This is a genomic window from Paenibacillus sp. 01T431, assembly GCF_056398625.1.
Genome location: NZ_JBFTPT010000002.1, coordinates 297,103 through 320,050 on the forward strand (window position 1 = coordinate 297,103; position 22,948 = coordinate 320,050).

The window sequence follows — 22,948 nt, forward strand, 5'->3', positions numbered from 1 at the left end:
ATACAAGCCGATTAGACCACTAAAGGCACCTTTCTCCAGCTACATGGGACAGGTGTCTTTTCTATTTGAGAGGAGATTGAATATTTTGGAAGTTTTCTGGTTTATTCCCACACACGGCGACGGACATTTTCTAGGCACTAGCGAAGGTGCTAGAGCGGTTAACTACGCATACACCAAACAAATCGCTCAAGCAGCTGACGAGTTGGGTTTTGGCGGCGTACTTCTTCCAACGGGCCGCTCATGCGAGGATGCATGGGTTGTCGCTTCAACGTTAGTTCCTGCTACGGAGAAGCTGAAGTTTTTAGTTGCAGTAAGACCGGGTTTGATGTCTCCTACTTTGGCGGCAAGAATGGCGGCAACGCTGGATCGCTTCTCCAATGGGCGGCTGCTTATCAACGTTGTGACCGGCGGCGATAAGGCCGAGCTTGAAGGAGACGGTGTTTTCCTAGATCACTCCGACCGCTACGGTTTAACTGGTGAGTTTCTCGAAGTATGGAAACGAGTGCTGCAAGGAGAAGAAGTGGATTTAGAGGGAGACCATCTGAGCGTAAAGGGCGGGAGAGTGCTTTATCCTCCGCTTCAAGCTCCTTATCCGCCACTTTATTTTGGGGGATCTTCGGATGCGGCAATGGAGATAGCGGCTGACCACATCGATGTTTATCTGACATGGGGCGAGCCTCTGGAGCAGGTTGCTGAGAAAATTACCAAAATGAAACGACTAGCGGAGGCTGCCGGAAGAACGATCAAGTTCGGAATAAGGCTGCATGTTATCGTACGTAGAACAGAAGCAGAAGCATGGCAAGCGGCGGATGAGCTTATTTCACATGTCGATGATGAAACCATTGCGAGGGCTCAGTCCTCTTTTGCCAAGATGGATTCGGAGGGACAACGCCGGATGGCTGAGCTGCATGGAGGGGATCGAAGCAAGCTTGTGGTAAGTCCTAACCTATGGGCTGGGGTCGGCTTGGTTCGCGGTGGAGCAGGCACTGCGCTTGTAGGAGATCCGGATCAGGTAGCCGCTCGCATGCTGGAGTATCAAGAGCTCGGCATTGAAACCTTCATTCTATCTGGATACCCCCACTTGGAGGAGGCTTACCGGGTCGCGGAATTATTGTTTCCGAAGCTTCCTTTGCAAAAGAAGGAGCAGGTGGATCAACCGCTCTTCATAAGTCCATTCGGCGAAATGATTGCCAATCAGATTATTCCGAAGAGTACAACGACCTCCTCGCGCTAAGCATGGCCGCTCTTCGAATCTGGAGAAAAGAGAATAACTAGGAGGGTAGAGAGTGGAACAAACTACTTTAGGCAGCCATCTGCAAATCAAGAAAACGGCTAAGCGGTACGGAAATAAGCAGGTTCTACAAGAGGTGGAGCTTGAAGGAAAACCTGGGGAATTCATTGCCATCGTAGGAAGGAGCGGCTGCGGGAAAAGCACTTTGCTTCGATTGGTGGCGGGTCTTGAGAAGGCATCAGAAGGCGGCGTATATATCGACAGCGAGGAAATTCGGTTCATTCACCCGGATACTCGGGTTCTGTTCCAGGATGCTAGACTGCTCCCATGGAAAAGTGTACTCGAAAACGTCAGAGTCGGCGTCAAGGACGGAGTCATTCAGAAAGCAGAGAAAGCGCTCGAACAAGTGGGGCTAAGCAGTCGCGCATCCGAGTGGTCCGGCGTGTTGTCCGGTGGGCAGCGCCAAAGGGTGGCACTGGCCCGCGCCTTAGCAGGGAATCCCAAGCTGCTGTTGCTTGACGAGCCGCTTGGCGCGCTGGATGCCTTAACTAGAATCGAAATGCAGCAATTAATAGAGCGATTATGGACGGAGCAGAAATTTACGGCACTGCTGGTCACTCATGATGTTGCGGAAGCGGTGCAATTGGCGGATAGGGTTATTCTCATTGAGCACGGGAAGATCGCATTCGACGTTAGGATTACGTTGTCGCGACCGAGAGAGCATGACAGCGGCTTCGCCTATTACGAGAAATTGATTCTAGACCGCATTCTAACTAAAGAGAAACCCGAATCGCCAAGTGGAAATACCGGTAAAAATGATAATTATACCATTTAAGGGGATATGAACATGAGAATAGGAAAAGGCAAGCAAATCGTCTTCGCGATTGTTATGGTTTTGGTCATATTACAGTTGGCGGGCTGCGGCAACGGCACATCGAAGGAAGCATCATCAAGTGTTACGAAGATTAAGCTGGATTATGCTTATTATAATCCGGTAAGCCTTGTGCTGAAGGAGAAAGGTTTTCTGGAAGAGGCGCTTAAAGCAGATGGCATTCAGGTGGAATGGGTACTTAGCGCGGGAAGCAATAAGGCATTGGAGTATTTGAATAGCAAAAGCATAGATTTCGGCTCTACGGCAGGAGCCGCGGCATTATTAGGCAAAGCAAACGGAAATCCCATTAAGTCGATTTACGTTTATTCTACGCCGGAATGGACAGCTCTTGTCACAAAAGCTGATTCTACGATTACCAAGGCTCAGGACTTGAAAGGCAAGAAAATCGCGGTTACTAAGGGGACGGACCCGTATATTTTCCTGCTGCGCATTCTGGATCAAGCGGGGTTGAGTGAAAAAGATGTAGAGCTCGTTCAACTGCAGCACGCGGATGGAAAAGCAGCTTTGGAAAAAGGTGAAGTCGATGCTTGGGCGGGATTAGATCCGTTTATGGCGCAGACCGAAGTTGAGCAGGGCTCTAAGCTCGTTATCCGCGACGCTTCCTTGAATACTTATGGGGTGCTTAATGTAAGAGAGTCGTTCGCGAGCGATAACCCAGAGTTGACGAAAAAAGTGATTGAAGCTTATGAACAGGCACGGAAATGGGCCAGCGGCAATGTAGAGGAATTCAAGAAAATCGTAAGCGAACAATCCAAGCAGACGCTGCCAGTCGTAGAAAAGGTGATCGAAAGAACCGATCTTTCTAATCCTGTTATAGGCGATACACAGAAGAACGCCCTTAATGCGGCGGGTACCGTCTTATTGAAGAGTGGAATTATTCCTGATAATACGGATGTTGCCAAAGTTGCAGATGAACTGATCGATTCGGAATACTTTACAAAGATCGCACAATAAACGGAGGTCATCGATTTGAAATTCACGGACAGTCGCATTTTTCAAATCGCTTTGGGATTCCTAGTTCCTATACTCCTACTCGGCGCATGGCAATACGCTTCCATTACAGGATATGCAGCTCCCAATTTACTGCCGCCGCTTACCCGGATTTACGGCACCTTCACCGACCTGCTCGCATCGGGCGAGCTGGGTGATCATTTATTTATTACATTGTACCGGGTATTTGCTGGTTTTGTTGCAGGTTTGGCTGTCGCGTTGGTACTAGGCATTCTAAACGGATACTTTCGGTTTTTCCGTTATTTATTTGATCCGATGCTTCAAGCACTCAGAAATATCCCCTCTATGGCATGGGTTCCGCTATTTATTTTGTGGCTCGGTATTTACGAGACGTCGAAGATCACTCTTATTGCCATTGGGGTATTTTTCCCCGTCTATTTGAATTTGCTGACAGGCATTATAAATGTAGATCGCAAGCTGATCGAGGTAGGATGGGTACATGGGTACAAAGGTTTCCGATTAATCTGGCATTTTTTTCTGCCGGCTACGCTGCCTTCCTTGGTCGTTGGCATGAGAAGTGGGCTCAGCATGGGCTGGATGTTCGTCGTAGCAGCGGAAATTATGGGTGCCAGCAAAGGGCTCGGGTTTCTCATGACCGACGGTCAAACGACGGGACGTCCGGCAATTATAATGACAAGCTTAATTTTGTTTGCCATATTCGGCAAGCTAACCGATATGGGGATGGTTTGGATAGGTTCCAAGCTGCTGTATTGGCAAACCGATTTCGGATCAGGGAACGACAAAGCGCGTAATGGATGAGTTCATTGAAGGGCAGCTGAGAGCAGCTGTCCTTTTTTTAATTTGAGAGGCGGTTTGTGAAATTCAGGATTACTAATTTGATTAATCGTCAATATATAGTATATTAGACTATGGAAATTATCAACATATAGTTTGGAGATGGGTTTATGAAATCAATTTGTATTTTTGCTGGATCAAATTTAGGGGAACATCACGATTATAAAGCGAAAGCTGCTGAACTTGGTCATTACATGGCTAAAAAAAATTATCGATTAATCTATGGCGGCTCTAAAATAGGTTTAATGGGTGAAATCGCTAATGCTGTCATGACTGGTGGCGGTGAAGTGATCGGAGTTATGCCTAAAGGATTGTTTAGAGGAGAGGTGGTGCATAGAGAATTAACTCAGTTAATAGAAGTAGAAAATATGCATGAACGCAAGGCTAAAATGAGTGAACTAGCTGATGGCTTTATTGCTCTGCCTGGCGGTTTTGGGACATATGAGGAGCTTTTCGAGGTTTTGTGCTGGTCACAGATTGGCATACATAAAAAGCCTGTAGGTATTCTAAACATTAGGAATTATTTTGATCCTTTTGTTCAATTGATTAATCATAGCATTAAAGAAGGGTTCTCCAATGATTCACATCTGAGTCTAATCAATGTTTCCAGTGAACCATTAGAACTTTTACATCAATTGGAAAGCTATATTCCTCAAACGCTAGAACAAAAATGGAAGCAGCTTAACTAGATGGAGGCGCCCGCCTTCGAACCTGCCGTCTGAAAAATAGAAAACCCGATCCAATGAGATCGGGTTTTTTGACTTTTTCCCGGAAATTTAAAGACTAATTAATATATATTTTAAGCATTTTAGGAAGTCTATGCATCTGAAAAGTCAACGCTGTTTAAATTTACAAATAATTTAAGCGCTTATACTTAAAATAATTAATGAATTCGTTTTTCTTATAGGAACGGGGAGAAAAAGTGCGAAATAAGGAGGAAAATTTGAACTGGACAGGTAAATAGCTCTGAAATTCGTAGAAAAATCCTTGGAAGTGATTGACAGGGCTTTCCTTACAGGATAAACTCTTTTTTGAAGATTAAAGCGTTTAAACTTTTAGAGAGCATAAAATCGATCTGAAAGAGGGGGTGGAGCCAAGAGCGATTGTGAAAACCAAATATTTATGACAGCGCATTCAAAGAATTGGACTTTTTGATCATTCGTTTTCATTATGGAAAAGAAAAGAGGTTAAGTATATGCATAGCAGAAACAAACGGAAAAAATCATTTCATGTAATGACTTGTATATTATTAACGTTCATCATGTTGACCACCACTTTCTCCAACTTTGTTGCTGCCGCGGATGAACCAGCAGCTGTGAGTAACGGAGCAGAGAAGGTTGCGGAATGGATATTTCCGAATGAAGGGGATAATGGCATCTCCATAGCAACAGGCGGTGCTTACGGAGCGGCTTCCTTGTTCCAAAATGTCGGTGGAACGTTTGAATACTATAGCGGGAGCAACAAGGATCTTAGTTATCAAGGCTGGAGCGGTGATTTTAGCCAAAAATATTGGCTTGCTACGATCTCGACTAAAGGCTATAAAAATTTAACCTTGTCATCGGAGCAAACTTCTTCCGGCTCCGGACCACGTGATTTTAAACTGCAGATGAGTACGGATCGGGCAACATGGACGGATGTGCCGAACGGTGCGGTTAAAATGACTAAAGGAGTATACAGTTGTCCGCCTAACGATGAATGCAAACTGAAGAACGTTGCGATTCCAAGTGAAGCGAATGATCAGGAGCTTCTGTATCTTCGCTGGGTCGTTAGCTCGGGACAGAACACCAATGGCAATAGTGATGGAATTGGAGGCGGAGGTTCCAGCAAAATCAGAAACATTCTGGTTCAAGGGGAGCGTATAGATAACTCGGCCATTCGTGTACCGACTATTGATCTGGTTAAGCTTCCAAAGGACAAGGCTGAAAATGTATCGGTGGATGCGCCGTTGACCGTGAAGTTTAATAAGGCTATTTCTTTAGACACCGCATCTGCTGTAAGTATTGTCGACAATGAGAATAAACCATTAGCCGGTGTTTCACTGGAAGTTGTAGGTGGAAACACGCTTAAGATTAATCATCCTGAGTTTAGTTATGGCAAAACGTATACGATCTCTGTTCCGAAATCATTAATCAAAGGTAAAGACGAAGTGACTCAGATTCGTGATTTGGCATGGAGCTTTAGCATACAACAATCACCTTTCTTGCCGAAAATGATCAATATGACATTTAACGGTGATCCCAAGACGAGTATCGCTCTAGCATGGTATACCGATACGATGACAGACTCTGTCGTTCAAGTCGTTGAGGCTTCGAAAATGTCAGGGAATGTCTTCCCAGCAGATGGAGTAGTCAGCTATAAGGGAACAGCGGAGGAAATTGAAACCTTTATGACAGAAGCTGATCGTGATTCCAAAACATTCACGAAATTCATTAGTCATAAAGCAATCGCAAGAGAGCTGAAACCAGGTACAGCTTATAAATTCCGAGTTGGCAATGGAGAAGAAGGCAGCTGGAGCATTATTGGTTCATTTACAACGGATACAGCAGCTAACCAACCTTTCCGCTTTATTGCAGGATCGGATTCGCAGGCTTCTAATAAGTCTGATTTTGAACCGTGGGCAGATACGTTTAGGAAAGCAGTCGATTATACTCTCGATCCTAAATTTCTGATCAGTGCAGGCGATTTGGTCGACAATGGAGATTTGGAGGAGCAATGGCAGTGGATGCTGGGTTTAGCACAGGATTCTCTCACGAATGTTCCTTATGTGCCTGTACTTGGCGGTCATGAAGTGAATGATTATGACGGTGATGTAACGACGCCTAATAATAATTTCTATAATCACTTCAACTTGCCTAAGCAAACGGTAGCCGGTACGGATGAAGGTTCTGTTTATTCCTTCGAGTATGGCGACGCGCTCTTCATGGTATTCAATTCCCAATATGAAGGCGGACTTGCTGCGAATGGGAAAGATGTAGAATGGGCGGATAAAGAGTTCTGGGATCAAGTAAAATGGATGCAAAACACAGTAGCAAAAAGCGATAAGAAATGGAAGTTCGTCACTTTCCATAAAGGGCCTTACGGAGCTGGCGACAATTCAGCGCAATGGGAAGATGAGCGGGTTCAATTTTACAAAAAGTATCTCATTCCTGAATTTGACGAAATGGGAATCGATATGGTGTTCGAAGCCCATGATCATATGTATATGAGATCATTCCAAATGTTAAATGATGAGATCATTAAAGATTTTAAAATCGACGAAGAAGGCAATGCCATCGATCCTAAAGGGACAGTCTACCTGATGTCTAATGCGTTCGGAAATAAATTTTACGAAAAAAATAATCAGCATTATATTGATGAAAATGGGGATGCGCAAGAAGTAAAGGATGAGAACGGCAACCCCATTCCTTATGATGATTACTTTGCTGAGATTGACACTCAACCATTCAAGAAAATGTTTACGGATGTGTCTATTTCGGATAAAGTACTTGCTTTTACCGCATTCACAGCAGCTGTTGCAGACGAAAAAGCTGAAAATACAGTTGGCAAGGGATTGAAAGCTTATGATGACTACGGAATCAGAAGAACGGATACGAAGCCGGAGAAGGTAGAGAACGTCAAGGTGAAGGTGGAAGGGGATAAAGCGATTTTATCTTGGAAGAAGCCTTCCACAGGAACAGAGCCGGTTAGAGGATTTAGAATTTACGAGAAGAACGACAAAGTAGCAGCACACTGGAGCGAATATATTTCAGCAACTGGCAATCAAACAGATTACAGCTTAGAAATTAAAGACATCAATCCTAATAAGAAATATGATTTTATCGTTAAGGCCGTTGGAACGAGAGACAACTCCGCTCCGGTGGAAGTCACAACGATTGAAAATGGTGCCGAGAATGAGCCGCCTTCAGCACCAACAAACTTAACTGGAAAAGCCGTATCCCCGTATCAGAACGAATTGACTTGGGCGGCATCTTCAGGAAACATCATCGTGGCAGGTTATAATGTGTACCGTGATGGCGTGAAAGTTGGCGCAACATCAAGCTCGAAGCTATCCTATTCCGATACAGGTTTAGCTGCAAACAGCACTTATACGTATGAAGTGAAAGCAATTAATCAAGAGGGACTAGAATCGCTTGCAAGCCATTCGATAAGTTTGAAGACGAAGCCGGCTGCTGCGGGTGAAGGTCCACTTAAAGCTTTCCCTCAGCATACCGCTTATGCGGACGGCACAATTAAGCCAAATCATATTACGCAAGCTGATATGGATAATACCGTGTCAAGATTATATGACGAGTGGAAAACGAAATATTTGAAAGAGAATCCATATACCTCAGGCCAATATTATGTGTGGTATGCGGATGGAGACTGGTTTGAAGAGAATGAGATTACCGTTTCTGAAGCTCATGGCTACGGAATGCTGATCACCGCTCTAATGGCAGGCCATGATAAAGATGCGAAGAAGTATTTTGACGGCATGTATCGTTATTTCAGAGCACATCCAAGCGAAATTAATCCAGACCTCATGGCTTGGCAGCAAGCTGATAATGGTAAAGCGATTATTGATATTAACGGTGTGGATTCAGCTACAGATGGAGATATGGATATTGCCTATGCACTTCTTCTTGCGAGTGAGCAATGGGGAAATGATGGGGAAATTGATTATTTGGCTCAGGCTCGTAAAGTAATAAAAGCCATTATGGATAGTGAAGTCAACCAAAAGGATTGGGTATTAAGAATTGCCGATTGGGCAACTAGCGGCGAGTATGAAAATGCTACCCGTCCTTCGGATTTCATGCTGCAGCATATGAAGGATTTTGCTGTTGTTTCCGGCGATGGCCGTTGGAATCAGGTAGTCGACAAAACCTATAACGTGATGGAAAGCCTTTATAAAAATTTCAGTCCGAACGCTGGTCTGCTCCCAGACTTTGTCGTGAAGGATACTGACAGCGGAAGCTTTGTACCTGCACCGCCTTCCTTCTTAGAATCAGATACGGACGGCGATTATAGCTACAACTCATCCCGCACACCATGGCGCATAGGCACAGACTATCTCATTACAGGGGAAAAACGTGCAAAAGATCAGTTAAGTACATTAAATGAGTGGATTCGTAAAAAGACGGATAACGATCCACAAAATATTTTGGCGGGCTATAAATTGGATGGCTCGGAAGCGATAGCTGATTATCAAGATATCACTTTCTCAGCTCCGCTAATGGTTAGTGCAATGATCGATTCATCCAATCAAGAATGGCTAAATAAGCTATGGGATCATAATACGGCTGTTAAAACGGAAGATGATTTATATTTTGGCAATAACCTCCGTTTGCTCAGCATGATTGTCGTATCCGGCAACTGGTGGACACCAACTATCGTTGATACGGATGCGCCTACTGATCCATCGAATTTAAAAGCAGAAGCGGTTTCCAGCACTCAAATTAATTTGACGTGGTCTGCTTCTACTGACAATTTGGGAGTAGCAGGCTACAAGGTTTTCCGCAATGGTATTGAGCTGGCAACAACAACAAGTACATCTTATAGTGATACAGGGTTAAGCTCGGAAACAGCTTACCAGTATTATGTCATCGCATTCGATCATGCGAATAATTTCTCCAAGGCAAGCAATGCGAGAAATATTACGACACCTAAAGCGCCAACCGGCGGTAATTCAGGCGGCGGCACTGGTATAACAGAGATTGTATCTACGAATGGAAAAGCAACAATACCGGCTGGTTACTCAGCAAAGGTGAGTTTAGGTGAGAAAATGAAAGTCACGATCCCAGCTGGAGCAACAGCTCAGGAAATTATTCTGACCATTGAAGAACTGCTGGATACGGCTAAGCTTTTCTCGAAAGACGATATTCCTCTAAGCTCAGTCTTTGAAGTGTTGAAAAATAGTTCGGGTAAATTCAGCAAAAATGTAACACTCGTCTTTGAATTTAATTCATCGCTGCTTAAAGAGAATCAAACGGCAGCTGTATTCTACTTCGATGAGACGAGCAAAAAATGGGTATCTATTGGAGGCAAGATAAACGGTAATAAAATTGAAGTTGAAGTGGATCACTTTACGAAATTTGCTGTCATGGCAATAAATAAAAATCAACTGAACTTCAAGGATATTGATGGTCACTGGGCACAGCTGAATATCCAAAAGGCAGTGGCAGAAGGCTTTGTAAATGGTTATTCAGACGGCACATTTAAGCCGAATATTTCGGTAACACGTGCGGAGTTTGCAGTGATGATGATGCAAATGCTGAAGCCGCAAACAAGCGGAAGCGAGCTGCAATTTAAAGATAAGTCAGCTATAGGCGCGTGGGCGGTTAAGTCAGTAGCTCAGGCTGTTGAGGCTGGTATTCTTACAGGTTATGAGGATGGCAGCTTCCGTCCAAATGCAAGCATATCAAGAGCCGAGATGGTTGCTATGATCGCAAAAGTTACAGGCCTTGATGCAGAGGCAACCGGTAAAACAGGCTTTGCTGATGACAGTGCTATACCTGCATGGGCTAAGAAGGCTGCAGAAACGGCGAAGAAGCAAGGAATTGTACAAGGACGCAGCGGTAATAAATTTGAGCCAACTGGCGTTGCTACCCGTGCTGAAGTGGTTACTGTGCTGCTGAAATTGAAAGAAGTTATGGGGAAATAATGTCTGAGCTTTACAGTCGTTTGTGCTTTGCAACGGAGCCGCCTTTTGAGGCGGCTCCGTTTTATTAAACAAACCTCCGATTTGTCTTCTCCCCATCAGAGCTATGCTTGCTCATTCTCAGTTGTATTCTCCTGCTTACTTTTACTCTCGCCCGGTCCACGAAACAGTAATATACCTAGAATGAACAAGGGTACAAAAATCGTGAAAATCGTAGCAAAGGGTGTCCAGTTTTTGGTGAGGAAATCATTGACGGAAATCGTATTTGTGTAACATAACAGCGCTAGAGCGATCAAGCCAAATCCCATGGGTATGACATATGGTTTCGGATCCTTCAATTTGAATAGCTGGCAGAGCCCAATCAACGATGCATCAAACGTCAGCACAATCTTCATCACGATAGATAAAATCCAAATGAACATCATAATCCCTTCAATACGTTCAAGAAAATGGCCGATGTTAATATTTTTCGCCAGTACGTAGGCCGGAAATAATTGATTAGCGGTGACGGCAGCTCCCATTACGCCTATACATCCCACAGTAATGATGATCAGTACAATTCCACCGATTACAGTTCCCCATACAAAACCTCGTCCTCTTTTTGCTGATTTCGCTACGTAAGGATAAATCATGAGCAGCACAATCATTTCCTGAAAACCGGAAAAGGAGAAGCCTGCTTTTACAATGGGCTTAAAGCCATACTCCAGTATGGGTTCAAAGTCTAGAAATTCTATTTGAGGGAAGATAGGTATGATAAGAAAGCAGAGCATAAAAAATAGGATTGGAAAAAATATTTGTACCGCACGGGAATAAACGACCATGCCTGCTCGTACGGCAAATATAACGATAATGACAAAAATAATTAATAATATTTCAATCGGAGTTTCTGGCAAGGTTTGTGTGGTAAGAAAAAAACCGAGATCCCCAATCATTAGAGAGGCGAGCAAATAGAAAAAAGCGATAAAGCATAGACCGAATATATTGCCGATCCACTTTCCAAAAGCAAGATGGCACATCTCGATAAGTGTTTTGTCCCCATAACGGTTACCGAGACTGACATAAATGAGGACGCTTAGAATATTGAGTCCGATTCCTACTATGGCTGCGATCCAAGCATCCTGTTTCGCTACCAAAGTAAGCCCTGCAGGTGTAATGAGGATGGAGGTGCCAATCATGAAAAAAATGACTAATATCGTGAACGTGCGAACACTTAAAGTATCTGGCTTCATCATCGATCTTTTCCTTTCAGGACATCAAGGAGTAGATTGCACGAGCGTAAGGAGATATTATTTTTTCTATCCATTCCAGAGGGTTAGGCGGTATGTTCATATACATGAAAGCCAGACTGCCAGAGGTTGCTGTTATCATAATGAATACAACCAGTAGAAGCTCTTTCATCCTGCGCTTGCCGAATAGGGGTGGGATTTCAACAATGGAAACCCACGTCCATGCACCGATTACACCTATCCATAACCACATAGCTGCCGCCACCTATTTTTTAATTGTGCTTCTAATAGACTGTACCGTAGTCCCAATTCGCCGAATAGTGCACTGAGATTGAACGGTGATATTCACATTTTCGAATATTTTATCCCAATCGTTAATGCCATGCCACATTTTCGGGTTGGAACGATGAAGTGCTGAACCAAATCCAAATATATCTGCTTTAACTTGCTTTTGAAATTTGTGAATCGTGCGGCTCAGTATATCTTCCAGTGTCTTATCGGCCAGCTTGTTTAATTTGGCTAACGTTTCCGGCTGAGTGATATCAAGCTCGCAGCTAATGTCTGTTATATCCTGCTCCGTTTTTAAAATGACTTCGAATGCAGGAGTTTCATTTTTCGTATTTACGCGTATATCCGTATGAGAGTGGACGACTTGAAGACTTACGTTCCCTTTGCTTTCCGGACATGCAATCGTGCCAGTTGTTTTGACAATATTATTTTGAATATAATTGAGCGCCTTTGTGTCGTTTTCATTCAGCCAGCCTACCATACGATCCCGTTTGAAAGCGGCCATACCGGTGTATTTGAGGATGACCTTTGGTTCAACATTTACAGCATCAGTTATTTTATCGCCTTTTGAAGGATTGCCTTCGATTTCGATAGCGGTTAAAGTCGCACCTTTTCCTTGCTGGGATAAATCTTGAATCAGCTTGTCCAATGTGATTTTTCCGGTTGCAGCCCATATTCGGTCAGAGGTCTCCAGCTTGGTGTACAAGTTATTCGCAGGAATCGGATCTATAGGGCTGTACATGTTTAAAATTTCACTAGCTGTTGTTTTTTTAGCTACAATGAGATAAAAATCTGTTCTCATCTCACGGTTTCTTGCGATAAAATCAAGCGGCTTGCTGATTCCGCTGCGTGCCACTTCCTCACCTATAATCAATATCCGCAGGTGTGGGTAATAGAGCTGTCGTGCTGCTTTAACTGTCATTCTGCTGAGGGCATCCGGTATTGAAACGCCTATTGCTTCATAGGCGACTACTGGACTGTAGTGGTTTGATCCTGCTTGTTTATTGCTTACCTGGCCTGGATTAACAATCTGTACGGTTACATTGTATTTATCGCCTTTCTTATCGATAGCAAGCCCTACCACGATGCTAAGCTCGTTTAACTCATGTCTGCTCCAGCAAGCAGTCATGAGAATGGCGGAGATTAGAAGAACGATGACGACGAGCGCCAGCCTGAAAAATGAAGTAGAACGTATCATGATTTTTTCTGCCTCATTAGATTTTTTGGTTTAAGGCTTTTGGGGCGTGTAATCATGGAGCGCAATGGCATACGAAAAAGAGTATCTTTCTGATCTGTTCGGTTGAAGGGAGCTAGCGGCGCCATATAAGGAACGCCAAATGACGTGAGGCTGCATAGATGAAAAATGATCCCAATGATACAGATAAATACGCCGTACAATCCAAAGGATGCTGCCATGATCATCAGCAAAAACCGGATAATCCGAGCCGCAATGCCTAGATTAAAAGCAGGGAGTACGAAATTCGAAATGGCCGTTATGGAAACCACAATCACCATGGCAGCGCTGACGAGGCCAGCTTCTACAGCGGCTTGTCCGACAACCAGTGTTCCTACGATGGAGATCGATTGTCCAATCGTTTTTGGCATTCGTACACTGGCCTCACGGAGAATCTCAAAGGTAATCTCCATGACCAGCGCTTCTATAAAGGCTGGGAAAGGAACGCCTTCTCGCTGGCTGGCTAGGTTATAGAGCAATGTCGTTGGAAGCAGCTCTTGGTGAAACGTTGTAATCGCAATATAGAAAGAGGGTGTAATGGTAGCTATAAGAAAACACAAAAAGCGGAGCAAACGAATCAGTGTGCTGAAATCCGTCCGTTCGTAATAATCCTCGCTTGATTGAAAAAACTGCGTAAACAGTGCAGGAACGAGCAGTGCAAATGGAGTTCCATCCACCATAATCGCGACTCTTCCCTCCAGCAAACCAGCAGCAACCACATCAGGTCTCTCCGAATTAAATATGGTTGGAAAAGGTGAATATTTCTTATCTTGAATATGTTCTTCTATATAGTTGCTTTCAAGAATGCCGTCGATATCGATTTTCTGCAATCGTTCTCTAACCATTTCAAGCACACTATCCGAAACAAGATTTTCGATAAAAATGATCGAAACGTCAGTCTGAGTGACACTTCCTATTTTATAGGTCTCAAACCATAGGTGCCGACTGTTGATTTTTCTGCGAATCATAGCGGTGTTCCAACTCAACACTTCAGTAAAACCTTCACGGGGACCGCGCACCACAGATTGAACATTAGGTTCTTCCACCGCGCGTGCTTTCAAATCTTTTGTGTCAACAGAAAGAGCTTGCRCACAATTATCTAGAAGAAGGATGCTGTTTCCAGCAAGCAGCATTTCAAATACTTCATTAAATAAAGTCAGATTAAATACGGCACCTTCAGGAATGACACGATCTCTATAGTAGTCCATCAATTCTGTAGGGGTAGAATACTGATTGCTCTCATGGTTTCCCATATAGACGGATTGAAGCATAGAGCTTGAGCTTGATAACCCATCAATATATACAATAGCTCCATGGATAGGCATATTATTTGCTAAATTCACTTGGAAATGGCGTGAAACCAGGTCAGGGCTATGACCGAGATTATCCTGCAGCATTTTTAAATTAGTGTTTAAATCTGTTTGCAACGGCTGGTCATCAATGTTGTCTGTTGGATTAATCATCTGAGTACCTCTGATCTGATGGTTAATATGGTATGGTTTAGTTAGGATATCCTCATTTTCCATATAGATACATATTTGTTGTGGCAACATCACGACATTGGAGTTTATAATTGCAGTAACTGCTAAAATGAATGACGGCACAGTTCAAACATTTGATTCTATGACTAGCTTTAGTGATAATGAGAAGGTCAAAGCGAAATTCATATTAACTTTGCCGCTATGGTGGGGGCATAATCTACTAAAAGAGGGTTGAACCAATGAATATTATAATTAGACAAGAAAACAATGAAGACGTTAACGAAATCTACCATGTCGTACAAAAAGCATTTGAAAATGCTGACTATTCAGATCATGATGAGCATAACTTGGTGAACAGGCTTAGGCTTTCAGCGAACTATATTCCGGAGTTATCTCTTGTAGCTGAATACGAGGACAAGATCGTGGGTCATATTCTTTTTACAGAAATAAAAGTAGGCAATCAGACGCTGATTGCTCTTGCACCTGTTGCTGTATTGCCAGAAATGCAAAGCAAGAGCATAGGGAAACAGCTGATAATAGAAGGCCACAAAATCGCTGCACGGCTTGGTTATAAAGGTTCCATTGTTTTGGGTCATGATAAGTATTATCCGAAGTATGGTTATAAAAAAGCCAGTCAATATGGTATCGAAGCACCATTCGAGGTTTCTGACGATAACTTTATGGCATTGGAGCTTATAGATGCTGGACTTTCAGATGTCCATGGGGTTGTAGAATATGCTAAAGAGTTTTTTGAAAAGTAGATGATAAACGGGAGAGTGGAGCAACTGCTGCGGCAGTTGCTCCATTATTTATGTTTGCCAGTAATCATCATGATGAAAATATGAGTTTTATGTTCAAAATATTCAATATGCGCAAAATATTTCTAATTATTTACAGTTAGCCAAGTTGTTGGTACTATACTGTAGGAGGTGTTCGAAGCAGCGTACCGCTTTTTGTATTATTCAATCATAACTTATTAAGGAGATGAATTAATTTATGAGCACACGTTTGACTAAATTTCTCACAAGCGCAGCTATGCTAGTTCTACTAGCTTCAACTGTCGCTTATGCAGCACCAGCATCAAAATCCGAGAGCGAAGCACCGCATTGGAGCTATGATGGCAGCACTGGACCAGAGCACTGGGCCCATCTTAATGCGGAATATGCTGCTTGCAGTGCTGGAGTGGAGCAATCACCAATCGATATACACAGCGACGAAGCAAATAAAAGTGGCAACAAAACGAAGGTGACCGTCCATTACAAACCAACCACCTTTACCTTTGGCAATAGCGGACATACCATTCAAGCCAATACATCATCAGCTGCCAATCAGTTGACAATAGGCGATACTAAGTACACATTGGCTCAATTCCATTTCCATACACCGAGTGAGCATTTAATAGACGGAAAAGCATCCCCCTTGGAGCTTCACTTTGTACATAAGAGCAAGACTGGAAATCTAGCTGTGCTAGGCGTACTTATTAAGGAGGGTAAAGGAAACCCGGCCTTGACTGAAATTTGGGCCAAGCTGCCCAAAACAAAGACAGCTGCTGATTTTATTTTGAAAAACAAAATTGATCTCAGCAAGCTTCTTCCTAGTGATCTGGACGCTTATCGCTACCAAGGATCACTGACGACTCCGCCTTGTTCCGAGGGCGTGAATTGGACTGTTCTAGAGAAGCCTATCGAAATGTCGAAAGCTCAAATAAAAGCATTTCAAGCCATATTCCCTGATAATCATCGTCCTGTTCAACCCCAAAATAAACGTACCATTGCTGAAATAGAAGTAAAAGCATTTTAACATAGGAGAACCATGTAAGTATCCTAATACGCTGCAATGACGAAAACAAATTTAGGTCTTTAAACACAAAAAATGGTAATAAATGCATCCTTGTGTCATAAGCTTAGGTCGTTGGGGTTGGGTGCAAGACCTATTTTGAGCGTAAAAAATATTAGTTCTAAAATAGCAGTGCAAAATAATAACGTTTACATTATGATTGATTCATAGAACATTCCTCAGCTACAATCCGATTTTAGGGCCATTCATCTCCACCACACTTCGGTACAAACATCCGGAAAGTTTTGGCTTTTTACCAACCTCACACCTTCCCATGAACCCAAACCATACCCATTTTGCTTTCACTACTCATTTTTTAATGCGTGTATAAGCTCTTAGGAGTTTATATAAATTCGGATTTTAAAGGAGTTGGTTGATTAAAAGTGAACCTATCTTTATAGACGTCGCAGCTATGATGAGAGGGGGGAAATGATACTGATATCCGCATGCTGTTAGGAAATGGATGGATTCAAAACCAGACCAAAAACCTAGGAGGTAATGTGATGATGAATCAGATTCATAGGAGTTCGAGTTTGAAAAAGCGTGTGTTGGTAGCTTGTCTCGGTCTGCTGCTCCTATTAACCAGTATGATTGCTTTCGTTAAGCCTGTTTCAGCTCATGGTTATATCGATAATCCTGCAAGTCGGGCGATACAATGTAAAAATGGACTGAATACGAACTGTGGTGCAATTATTTATGAGCCGCAAAGCCTTGAAGGATTAAAAGGTTTTCCAGCAGCTGGACCTGCAGATGGTAAAATCGCCAGTGCCGGACTTGCTGCCTTCGCAAATCTTGACCAACAAACAGCTACTCGCTGGAATAAGGTCAATATTAGCAGCGGTACCAATACATTTACTTGGAAGTTCACAGCGCGTCATGCGACGACAAGTTATCGCTATTTTATTACCAAGCAAGATTGGAATCCGAATGCTCCACTTTCACGTGCACAGCTTGATCTGACTCCGTTCTGTACGGTACAGGGGAACGGTCAACAGCCTCCTGCAACGTTGTCCCAYACCTGTAGTGTACCAGAGAGAACTGGTTATCAAATCATCCTTGCCGTATGGGATATTTATGATACACCAAACGCTTGGTATAACGTAATTGATGTTCAGTTTGGCGCTTCAGACAACGTTGCCCCAACTACTCCAACGAACCTTACAGCAGGTACAGTCGGTACAACAACAGCTTCACTATCATGGGGAGCTTCAACGGACAATAATGGTGTCTCAGGTTATGAGATTTATTCTGGCTCTAACACCTCGCCAATAGCTACCGTTCCGGGAAATCAATTAAATGTCAACCTGACGAATTTGATTGCCGGAACCACCTATAACTTAACCGTCAAAGCGTTTGATTCCTCCGGTAATCGATCTCCAGCCAGCAATAGCGTACAAATAACTACGGTTCAGATCCCGAACGACACGACTCCGCCAACTAACCCGTCTGGGCTTCATGTCATGGGAGCGGCTGGCTCAAACTCACTTACGCTGATGTGGAACGCCTCAACGGATGCTTCTGGCATCGCTGGTTACCGCATTTATGTCGGTTCAAATGTTGTTGCAACAGTAACGGGCACAGCTACCGAGAAGCTCGTTACGGGTCTTTCTCCTAATACTTCTTATACGTTCACGGTTCGTGCTATTGATCCATCTCAAAACGAATCCGGCAACAGCAATGCAGTCACCGCTACGACGGCTCAAGGGCCAAGCGCTACACCATGGGCTGCTAACACGGCATATGCAGCGAATGCTCTAGTCTCTTACAATGGTGCGACGTATAAATGTCTCCAACCGCACACTTCGTTAGCAGGCTGGGAGCCTAGCAACGTTCCCGCGTTGTGGCAGCTGCAGCCATAAACTAATTAAGCCCTCGGAGTTGAATGGGAGCTCCGGGGGGCTTTTTTGTTTTAGATGAAAATAGTACAAAAAACTAAAACTAGCTGCAACAAAATAATGATTAGATTAGTTTTTTGAATTTTAGGTTAAAAAGTCCTAAATAAGTGGTCAGTTTTGAATAGAATCAATCAATATTGATGTATGAATTTGTCGTATCCCAATGCCGAGGTTCAAAATGAGATGATTCTTGCTACCTATTCAAAGGGTGTTCACGAAATTATATTGAAAAATAGTGTAAATGATCTACTCTATTTTCGTTGACAGATTCTTGCTAGAGTATGATAATAATTGTAATTTATAGGAATTGGAGGGATAAACAAGAATTTGTTTTTATTTGGTTGGAATTTGTGAAAGTGAGGATTCGGATGCTCCTCATACATTAGACCTTTAAAGGAGTGTAGTAATGTTCGATAAAATCGCTGATATTTTGTGCATGATCAAAGAAGACCAGCCGGAACTCCGCCATTCCCTCTCCCCTGAAACGAATCTGAACAATGATATTGGCCTTGATTCTTTGCAAATGATCCAGTTTATGCTCCAAGTCGAGGATCAGTTGAATGTGGCCATTGACTATGACGAATTCGATTATGAGCATCTCCAGTCGATCGGAGCTTTTATTCAGTTTGTGAAAAGCTGCCAGCCGCAAGGCCAGCCATTGTACGAAGATGCAAAGTCGTAAAGCCGACGTGATTGCGAAAATGGTTATGGGTACCTTCGACCCCGAAACGAGGTGGAGAGATCCTGATTTGGCCCGGCTGCCTGCTATGCCGGACAAGGATAGTGAGTCCATTGTCCTGTGCATGGATGAGCTGCTCTTTCCGTTTTGCGGGCCTAATGATATCCTCTACAGCCGTTGCAAAATCAACCCAGCACTGCATGAGTATCTAAATGGGCTAGGTTTTTCGTTTGGAACTCGTTATCACTATGATTTGAATGATGAGAAGGATCCCTTGCCCGAACCGGACTTATTTAAATCTTGCATGTTCAGGCTTGCGGCCGATCAAGCAAGGTTCACCAAACCGGCAAACAAAGTGCTTCAGACGACCGGTTCCAGTTTCCCTGAGGGTGTGGTTTTGCAGCAGATGAAATCACAGGGTGAAGAGAGGTTCTCCCGTGCTGCCAAAATAGTGTCCCCGTACGCCATAACATCGGATACGGAAGCGTACCTATACGCCGCCGAACCTAGCGGTTCCTTGCCAGATCTAGAGACGGTTGTACGTGTTAATTCTAAGCTGTACTCCAACAGACTCTTGGTTAGAATAGGCGAGAAGTGTTACGGCATGGAGGCGAACAGCGCAGTAGAAATAGAGACAGTCGGAAGTGCTCTATTGAAGCAGGGGCACTATTTATTGAAAGATCCTTTCGGCGTAGCTGGCAAAGGCAATATGCTCATTGACAGCGAATCCATGCAGCGAAGAATAACGGATCACTTGCATAAACAGGAGGAAAGAGGTTTGCGCTCTCAATTCCTGCTTGAGCCGCTGCTAAAGAAAAAGACCGACTTCAGCTCTCACTGGTTCATCAAGGAGAGTGGCGAGGCGGAGTTCATTTCAGTTCAGCGGATGATTAATCACCAGCAAAACTACAGCGGGTCTATCAAAGCGGATCAAGTTTTTATCAGCATGTTGGAGAACGCTGGCTATTTCAACGTGATGGAGAAAGCGCTCCGGCTGCTGGCGGGAGACGGCTACCACGGCTTTGTCTGCTTTGACTCCATGATATTGGAGGACGGAAAAGTCGTATCGATTGTAGAGATTAACGCCCGCAAGTCGATGGGACTTATTAACGCATATCTCGATAAATGTTGGGAAACGTACGGACATAGCGGCTGGCTTACGTTTTTATCCCTCGGATTACCGGAAGGCTTCGAGTTTGGCACTCTACTGCACGCACTGCGTGCATCTGAACTTCTGTTGACAACCCCCTCAGGGTACGGGGTTGTTCCTCTATCATCCAATACCGTAATGATAAACGAGATTCTGACTCGCCGCCGAATGGCGGAGGGAACGCAAAACAAACGAGGCATGCCGAAGGGACGGCTATATATCACGGTCGTAGGCCGAGATGATGAACACCGCAGCGAACTGATTAACAGCTTGCGACAGGTGCTCGCCGACTTATCCGTTAAAGTGTACAACTAAATTTGGAACGCGGGAGCTGAGCATGAATTCATCTTCAGTTATTTTGCTGGCGTCGGGTAATTCGCTCGGCGCGTACATTCCGGCTCTGCATCTGCATACGTACCTGCAAAGCATAGGAGTCGAAACGGATATTTACGTTCTGGAGAGCTTGTATGACGAAAAAGTGCGAAGCAAGATCAGATCCACCAAAAAAGCATTTCATGCGGATTTCGCCGTTGCTCTTATGGGGCATAAGCTGGCCAAACCCGTTGACAATTCCTTGGACGAGGTAGAAGTTCAAATACTACTGAACGCTTGGAAACAGGCCGATGTCACCCGTTTTGCGGTGTTTACGGGTTTCTGGCTGCCTATACTGGAGCGTTACAAGGCAGATTCTAACAAGCAATTGGACATCCGGCTGATCCGACTGGATGCGTGGGATACCCCGTCGTTTAAGGTACATAAGCAGTTGTACCCCGTCTATAAGAACATCTGGTTTTACGAGCTTCAAAAAATGTCTCCGGGTAGTTACATTGCTTCAGATGAAGCGGAGCCTTTGCCTTTCTGGCAGCGCGCCGGACGCATTCTGATCCATGGCGGTGGCTGGGGAATTGGCACCTATGCCAAGACGATCTCCGAACTTCGAATGCTCGGACACCGTCTGGATGTCATTGTTTACGATCCTTTAGAGGTGGAGGAGGACGACGGGACCACGCGATATTTTGGGACGGAGGTCTCCTGGGACCCATGGAGCAAAGACAAACAAGAGAGACATTCTTTCCCGCCTATGATTCAGTATATCCGTGAAAACGGAATTCTCAGGGAGTATCCCCTCAAGGATTACTCTGCTTACACCGAGCTGATGCGCAATTGCTGGGCGATCATCAGTAAGCCAGGGGGAGCGACTCTAAACGACTCGTTGTCGCTTGGAATCCCTTTTGTCATGTTGGAGCCGTTCGGCGACCATGAGCTTCATAATTCAACCTATTGGGAATCTTGTGGATTCGGAATCCGCTTTACGGAGTGGAAAAACCAACGTTTTTCGGAGCATTTGCTCGAGGAGACTTGCACACGATTATTAGAGCAGCGGTCAAAAATTAACCATTTCGGGAGGATCACCTATGCAGCCGAAAACAGCAGTTACGTTTGATCAAATCACGTTTCGTAATATGAAAAGAACGCTGGTTCCGCTGGCGGAAACCGGAAGGAAGCGCAGAGATGATCCAACTTATGCAGCACCCGTGCCTTATGAGATAGGAATCAAGCTTAATAATGGCTGCAACCTACGCTGCACACACTGCTTTGAGTGGAATCCGGATGGCTTCCATCACGGTTTTGCCAAAGAAGTGAAGAAAGATGAAATCGATATTCCCGTCGTGGAGAAGATTTTGGCTGAAACAAGAGCACGCAAATCACGTGTTTTCCTGTGGGGCGGCGAACCGTTATTTTATTCCAAATTCGATGAGCTGGCAGAGCTGCTATCCAAAGAAGAGCGTTACACGACGATTTGCACGAATGCGATTCTCATTGAGCAGAAGCTGGATTCCATACTGAAAATGTCAGAAAATCTGGTCATGCTGGTCAGCCTTGAAGGCTTCGAGAAGGAAAATGACGCGATCCGAGGTAAAGGCACGTTTAAAAAAGTAATCCATGCGATTCAGCTGCTGCTAGATCTGAAAAAGCAGGGTATATATAAAGGCAAGGTTTCTGTAGCCTTGACTGTTAACGACCAGATGGTCGGCAAGCTTTACAGCTTTATGGAATTTTTTGAAGAGATGGGCGTAGATTCTGTCTATTTCTGCTTCCCCTGGTATATCCCTTCTGATACGGCGGATAGAATGGACACCTACTTCGATGCTCATTTCCCGCACCTTGCCTCCCGCTTTGCAGACGATCACAAGAACAGTTGGCACTCCTTCACGTTTCACATCTCGCCAGACAATTTTGATATTTTGCTCGAAGAGCTTAAACGCGTGAATTCCCGAATTTGGAATGTGCGTGTCCGTTATCAGCCTGCGCTGGAGCCCGAAGAGGTGGAAGGATTTATCCGGGGCAGCGAGAAACCGGCTATGAATCGTACGAAGTGCTTTTCGATCTCGAATCGGATGGATGTGATGCCGGACGGCAAAGTGAATCCGTGCAAATTTTTCCCGGAATTCAGTGTTGGCAATTTGTACGAGGAAAGCGTAGCCGATGTTTTTCACGGTGAAGATCTTCGGAAACAGCGCGAAATTGTTGCCTGCGGTTTAATGCCGATATGCTCCAAGTGTGTGCTACTGTACAACAATGGAGTTTAAGCCAG

Annotated in this window: 17 protein-coding genes; 13 read left to right on the forward strand and 4 right to left on the reverse strand. The window is 44.2% G+C overall.

What is annotated here, in order from left to right:
* Window positions 1-85: 85 nt before the first annotated feature.
* From ssuD to AC1DM9_RS03975, 6 genes are all read left to right on the forward strand, one after another.
* A complete protein-coding gene (gene ssuD, locus AC1DM9_RS03950) occupies window positions 86-1,234 on the forward strand; it encodes an FMNH2-dependent alkanesulfonate monooxygenase (protein ID WP_477578892.1) in 1,149 nt (382 codons plus the stop codon).
* A 52-nt stretch (window positions 1,235-1,286) separates the two neighbouring features.
* Entirely contained in the window at window positions 1,287-2,066 is a 780-nt protein-coding gene (locus AC1DM9_RS03955) for an ATP-binding cassette domain-containing protein (protein WP_477578641.1), read from the forward strand.
* A gap of 12 nt (window positions 2,067-2,078) precedes the next feature.
* Window positions 2,079-3,077, forward strand: a complete 999-nt coding sequence (locus AC1DM9_RS03960) for an aliphatic sulfonate ABC transporter substrate-binding protein (RefSeq protein WP_477578643.1) — start codon at window positions 2,079-2,081, stop codon at window positions 3,075-3,077.
* Between the two features lie 15 nt (window positions 3,078-3,092).
* On the forward strand, window positions 3,093-3,893 hold the full coding sequence (locus tag AC1DM9_RS03965) for an ABC transporter permease (RefSeq protein WP_477578645.1): 801 nt from the start codon (window positions 3,093-3,095) through the stop codon (window positions 3,891-3,893).
* A gap of 146 nt (window positions 3,894-4,039) precedes the next feature.
* Window positions 4,040-4,618 (forward strand): LOG family protein, encoded by a 579-nt coding sequence (locus AC1DM9_RS03970; protein WP_076267657.1) that lies wholly within the window; start codon window positions 4,040-4,042, stop codon window positions 4,616-4,618.
* A gap of 572 nt (window positions 4,619-5,190) precedes the next feature.
* Window positions 5,191-10,566, forward strand: a complete 5,376-nt coding sequence (locus tag AC1DM9_RS03975; protein ID WP_477578647.1) for a glycosyl hydrolase family 8 — start codon at window positions 5,191-5,193, stop codon at window positions 10,564-10,566.
* A 101-nt stretch (window positions 10,567-10,667) separates the two neighbouring features.
* On the opposite strand, the gene AC1DM9_RS03980 is transcribed toward AC1DM9_RS03975, so the two are convergent.
* The 4 genes from AC1DM9_RS03980 to AC1DM9_RS03995 are packed head-to-tail and all read right to left on the reverse strand — an operon-like array spanning window position 10,668 to window position 14,774.
* Window positions 10,668-11,795 carry a GerAB/ArcD/ProY family transporter gene (locus AC1DM9_RS03980; protein ID WP_477578649.1) on the reverse strand — a complete coding sequence of 376 codons (1,128 nt, stop codon included), beginning with the start codon at window positions 11,793-11,795 and terminating at the stop codon, window positions 10,668-10,670.
* Window positions 11,796-11,808: 13 nt separating this feature from the next.
* Complete coding sequence (locus AC1DM9_RS03985) at window positions 11,809-12,042, reverse strand: hypothetical protein (protein ID WP_477508942.1); 234 nt, start codon at window positions 12,040-12,042, stop codon at window positions 11,809-11,811.
* A gap of 12 nt (window positions 12,043-12,054) precedes the next feature.
* Window positions 12,055-13,275 (reverse strand): Ger(x)C family spore germination protein, encoded by a 1,221-nt coding sequence (locus tag AC1DM9_RS03990; protein WP_441880323.1) that lies wholly within the window; start codon window positions 13,273-13,275, stop codon window positions 12,055-12,057.
* Window positions 13,272-14,774, reverse strand: a complete 1,503-nt coding sequence (locus AC1DM9_RS03995) for a spore germination protein (RefSeq protein ID WP_477578651.1) — start codon at window positions 14,772-14,774, stop codon at window positions 13,272-13,274. The genes AC1DM9_RS03990 and AC1DM9_RS03995 overlap by 4 nt, the downstream gene beginning before the upstream one ends.
* A 257-nt stretch (window positions 14,775-15,031) precedes the next feature.
* Between AC1DM9_RS03995 and AC1DM9_RS04000 the strand changes: the two genes are divergently transcribed.
* The 7 genes from AC1DM9_RS04000 to AC1DM9_RS04030 all read left to right on the forward strand — a co-directional run bounded on the left by AC1DM9_RS04000 (window position 15,032) and on the right by AC1DM9_RS04030 (window position 22,943).
* Window positions 15,032-15,553: a GNAT family N-acetyltransferase gene (locus AC1DM9_RS04000; RefSeq protein WP_441880327.1), complete on the forward strand. Its 522-nt coding sequence runs from the start codon at window positions 15,032-15,034 to the stop codon at window positions 15,551-15,553.
* Window positions 15,554-15,788: 235 nt separating this feature from the next.
* Complete coding sequence (locus tag AC1DM9_RS04005; RefSeq protein WP_477578654.1) at window positions 15,789-16,592, forward strand: carbonic anhydrase; 804 nt, start codon at window positions 15,789-15,791, stop codon at window positions 16,590-16,592.
* Window positions 16,593-17,134: 542 nt separating this feature from the next.
* Complete coding sequence (locus tag AC1DM9_RS04010) at window positions 17,135-18,487, forward strand: lytic polysaccharide monooxygenase (protein WP_477578894.1); 1,353 nt, start codon at window positions 17,135-17,137, stop codon at window positions 18,485-18,487.
* Window positions 18,488-18,929: 442 nt separating this feature from the next.
* Window positions 18,930-19,205, forward strand: coding sequence for an acyl carrier protein (locus tag AC1DM9_RS04015; RefSeq protein ID WP_339204325.1), 276 nt, complete (start codon window positions 18,930-18,932; stop codon window positions 19,203-19,205).
* Window positions 19,192-20,667, forward strand: coding sequence for a hypothetical protein (locus tag AC1DM9_RS04020; protein WP_477578656.1), 1,476 nt, complete (start codon window positions 19,192-19,194; stop codon window positions 20,665-20,667). Before AC1DM9_RS04015 ends, AC1DM9_RS04020 begins: the two co-directional genes overlap by 14 nt.
* A gap of 22 nt (window positions 20,668-20,689) precedes the next feature.
* Complete coding sequence (locus AC1DM9_RS04025; protein WP_477550132.1) at window positions 20,690-21,796, forward strand: hypothetical protein; 1,107 nt, start codon at window positions 20,690-20,692, stop codon at window positions 21,794-21,796.
* Window positions 21,768-22,943: a radical SAM protein gene (locus tag AC1DM9_RS04030; protein ID WP_477550133.1), complete on the forward strand. Its 1,176-nt coding sequence runs from the start codon at window positions 21,768-21,770 to the stop codon at window positions 22,941-22,943. The genes AC1DM9_RS04025 and AC1DM9_RS04030 overlap by 29 nt, the downstream gene beginning before the upstream one ends.
* Window positions 22,944-22,948 lie beyond the last annotated feature (5 nt).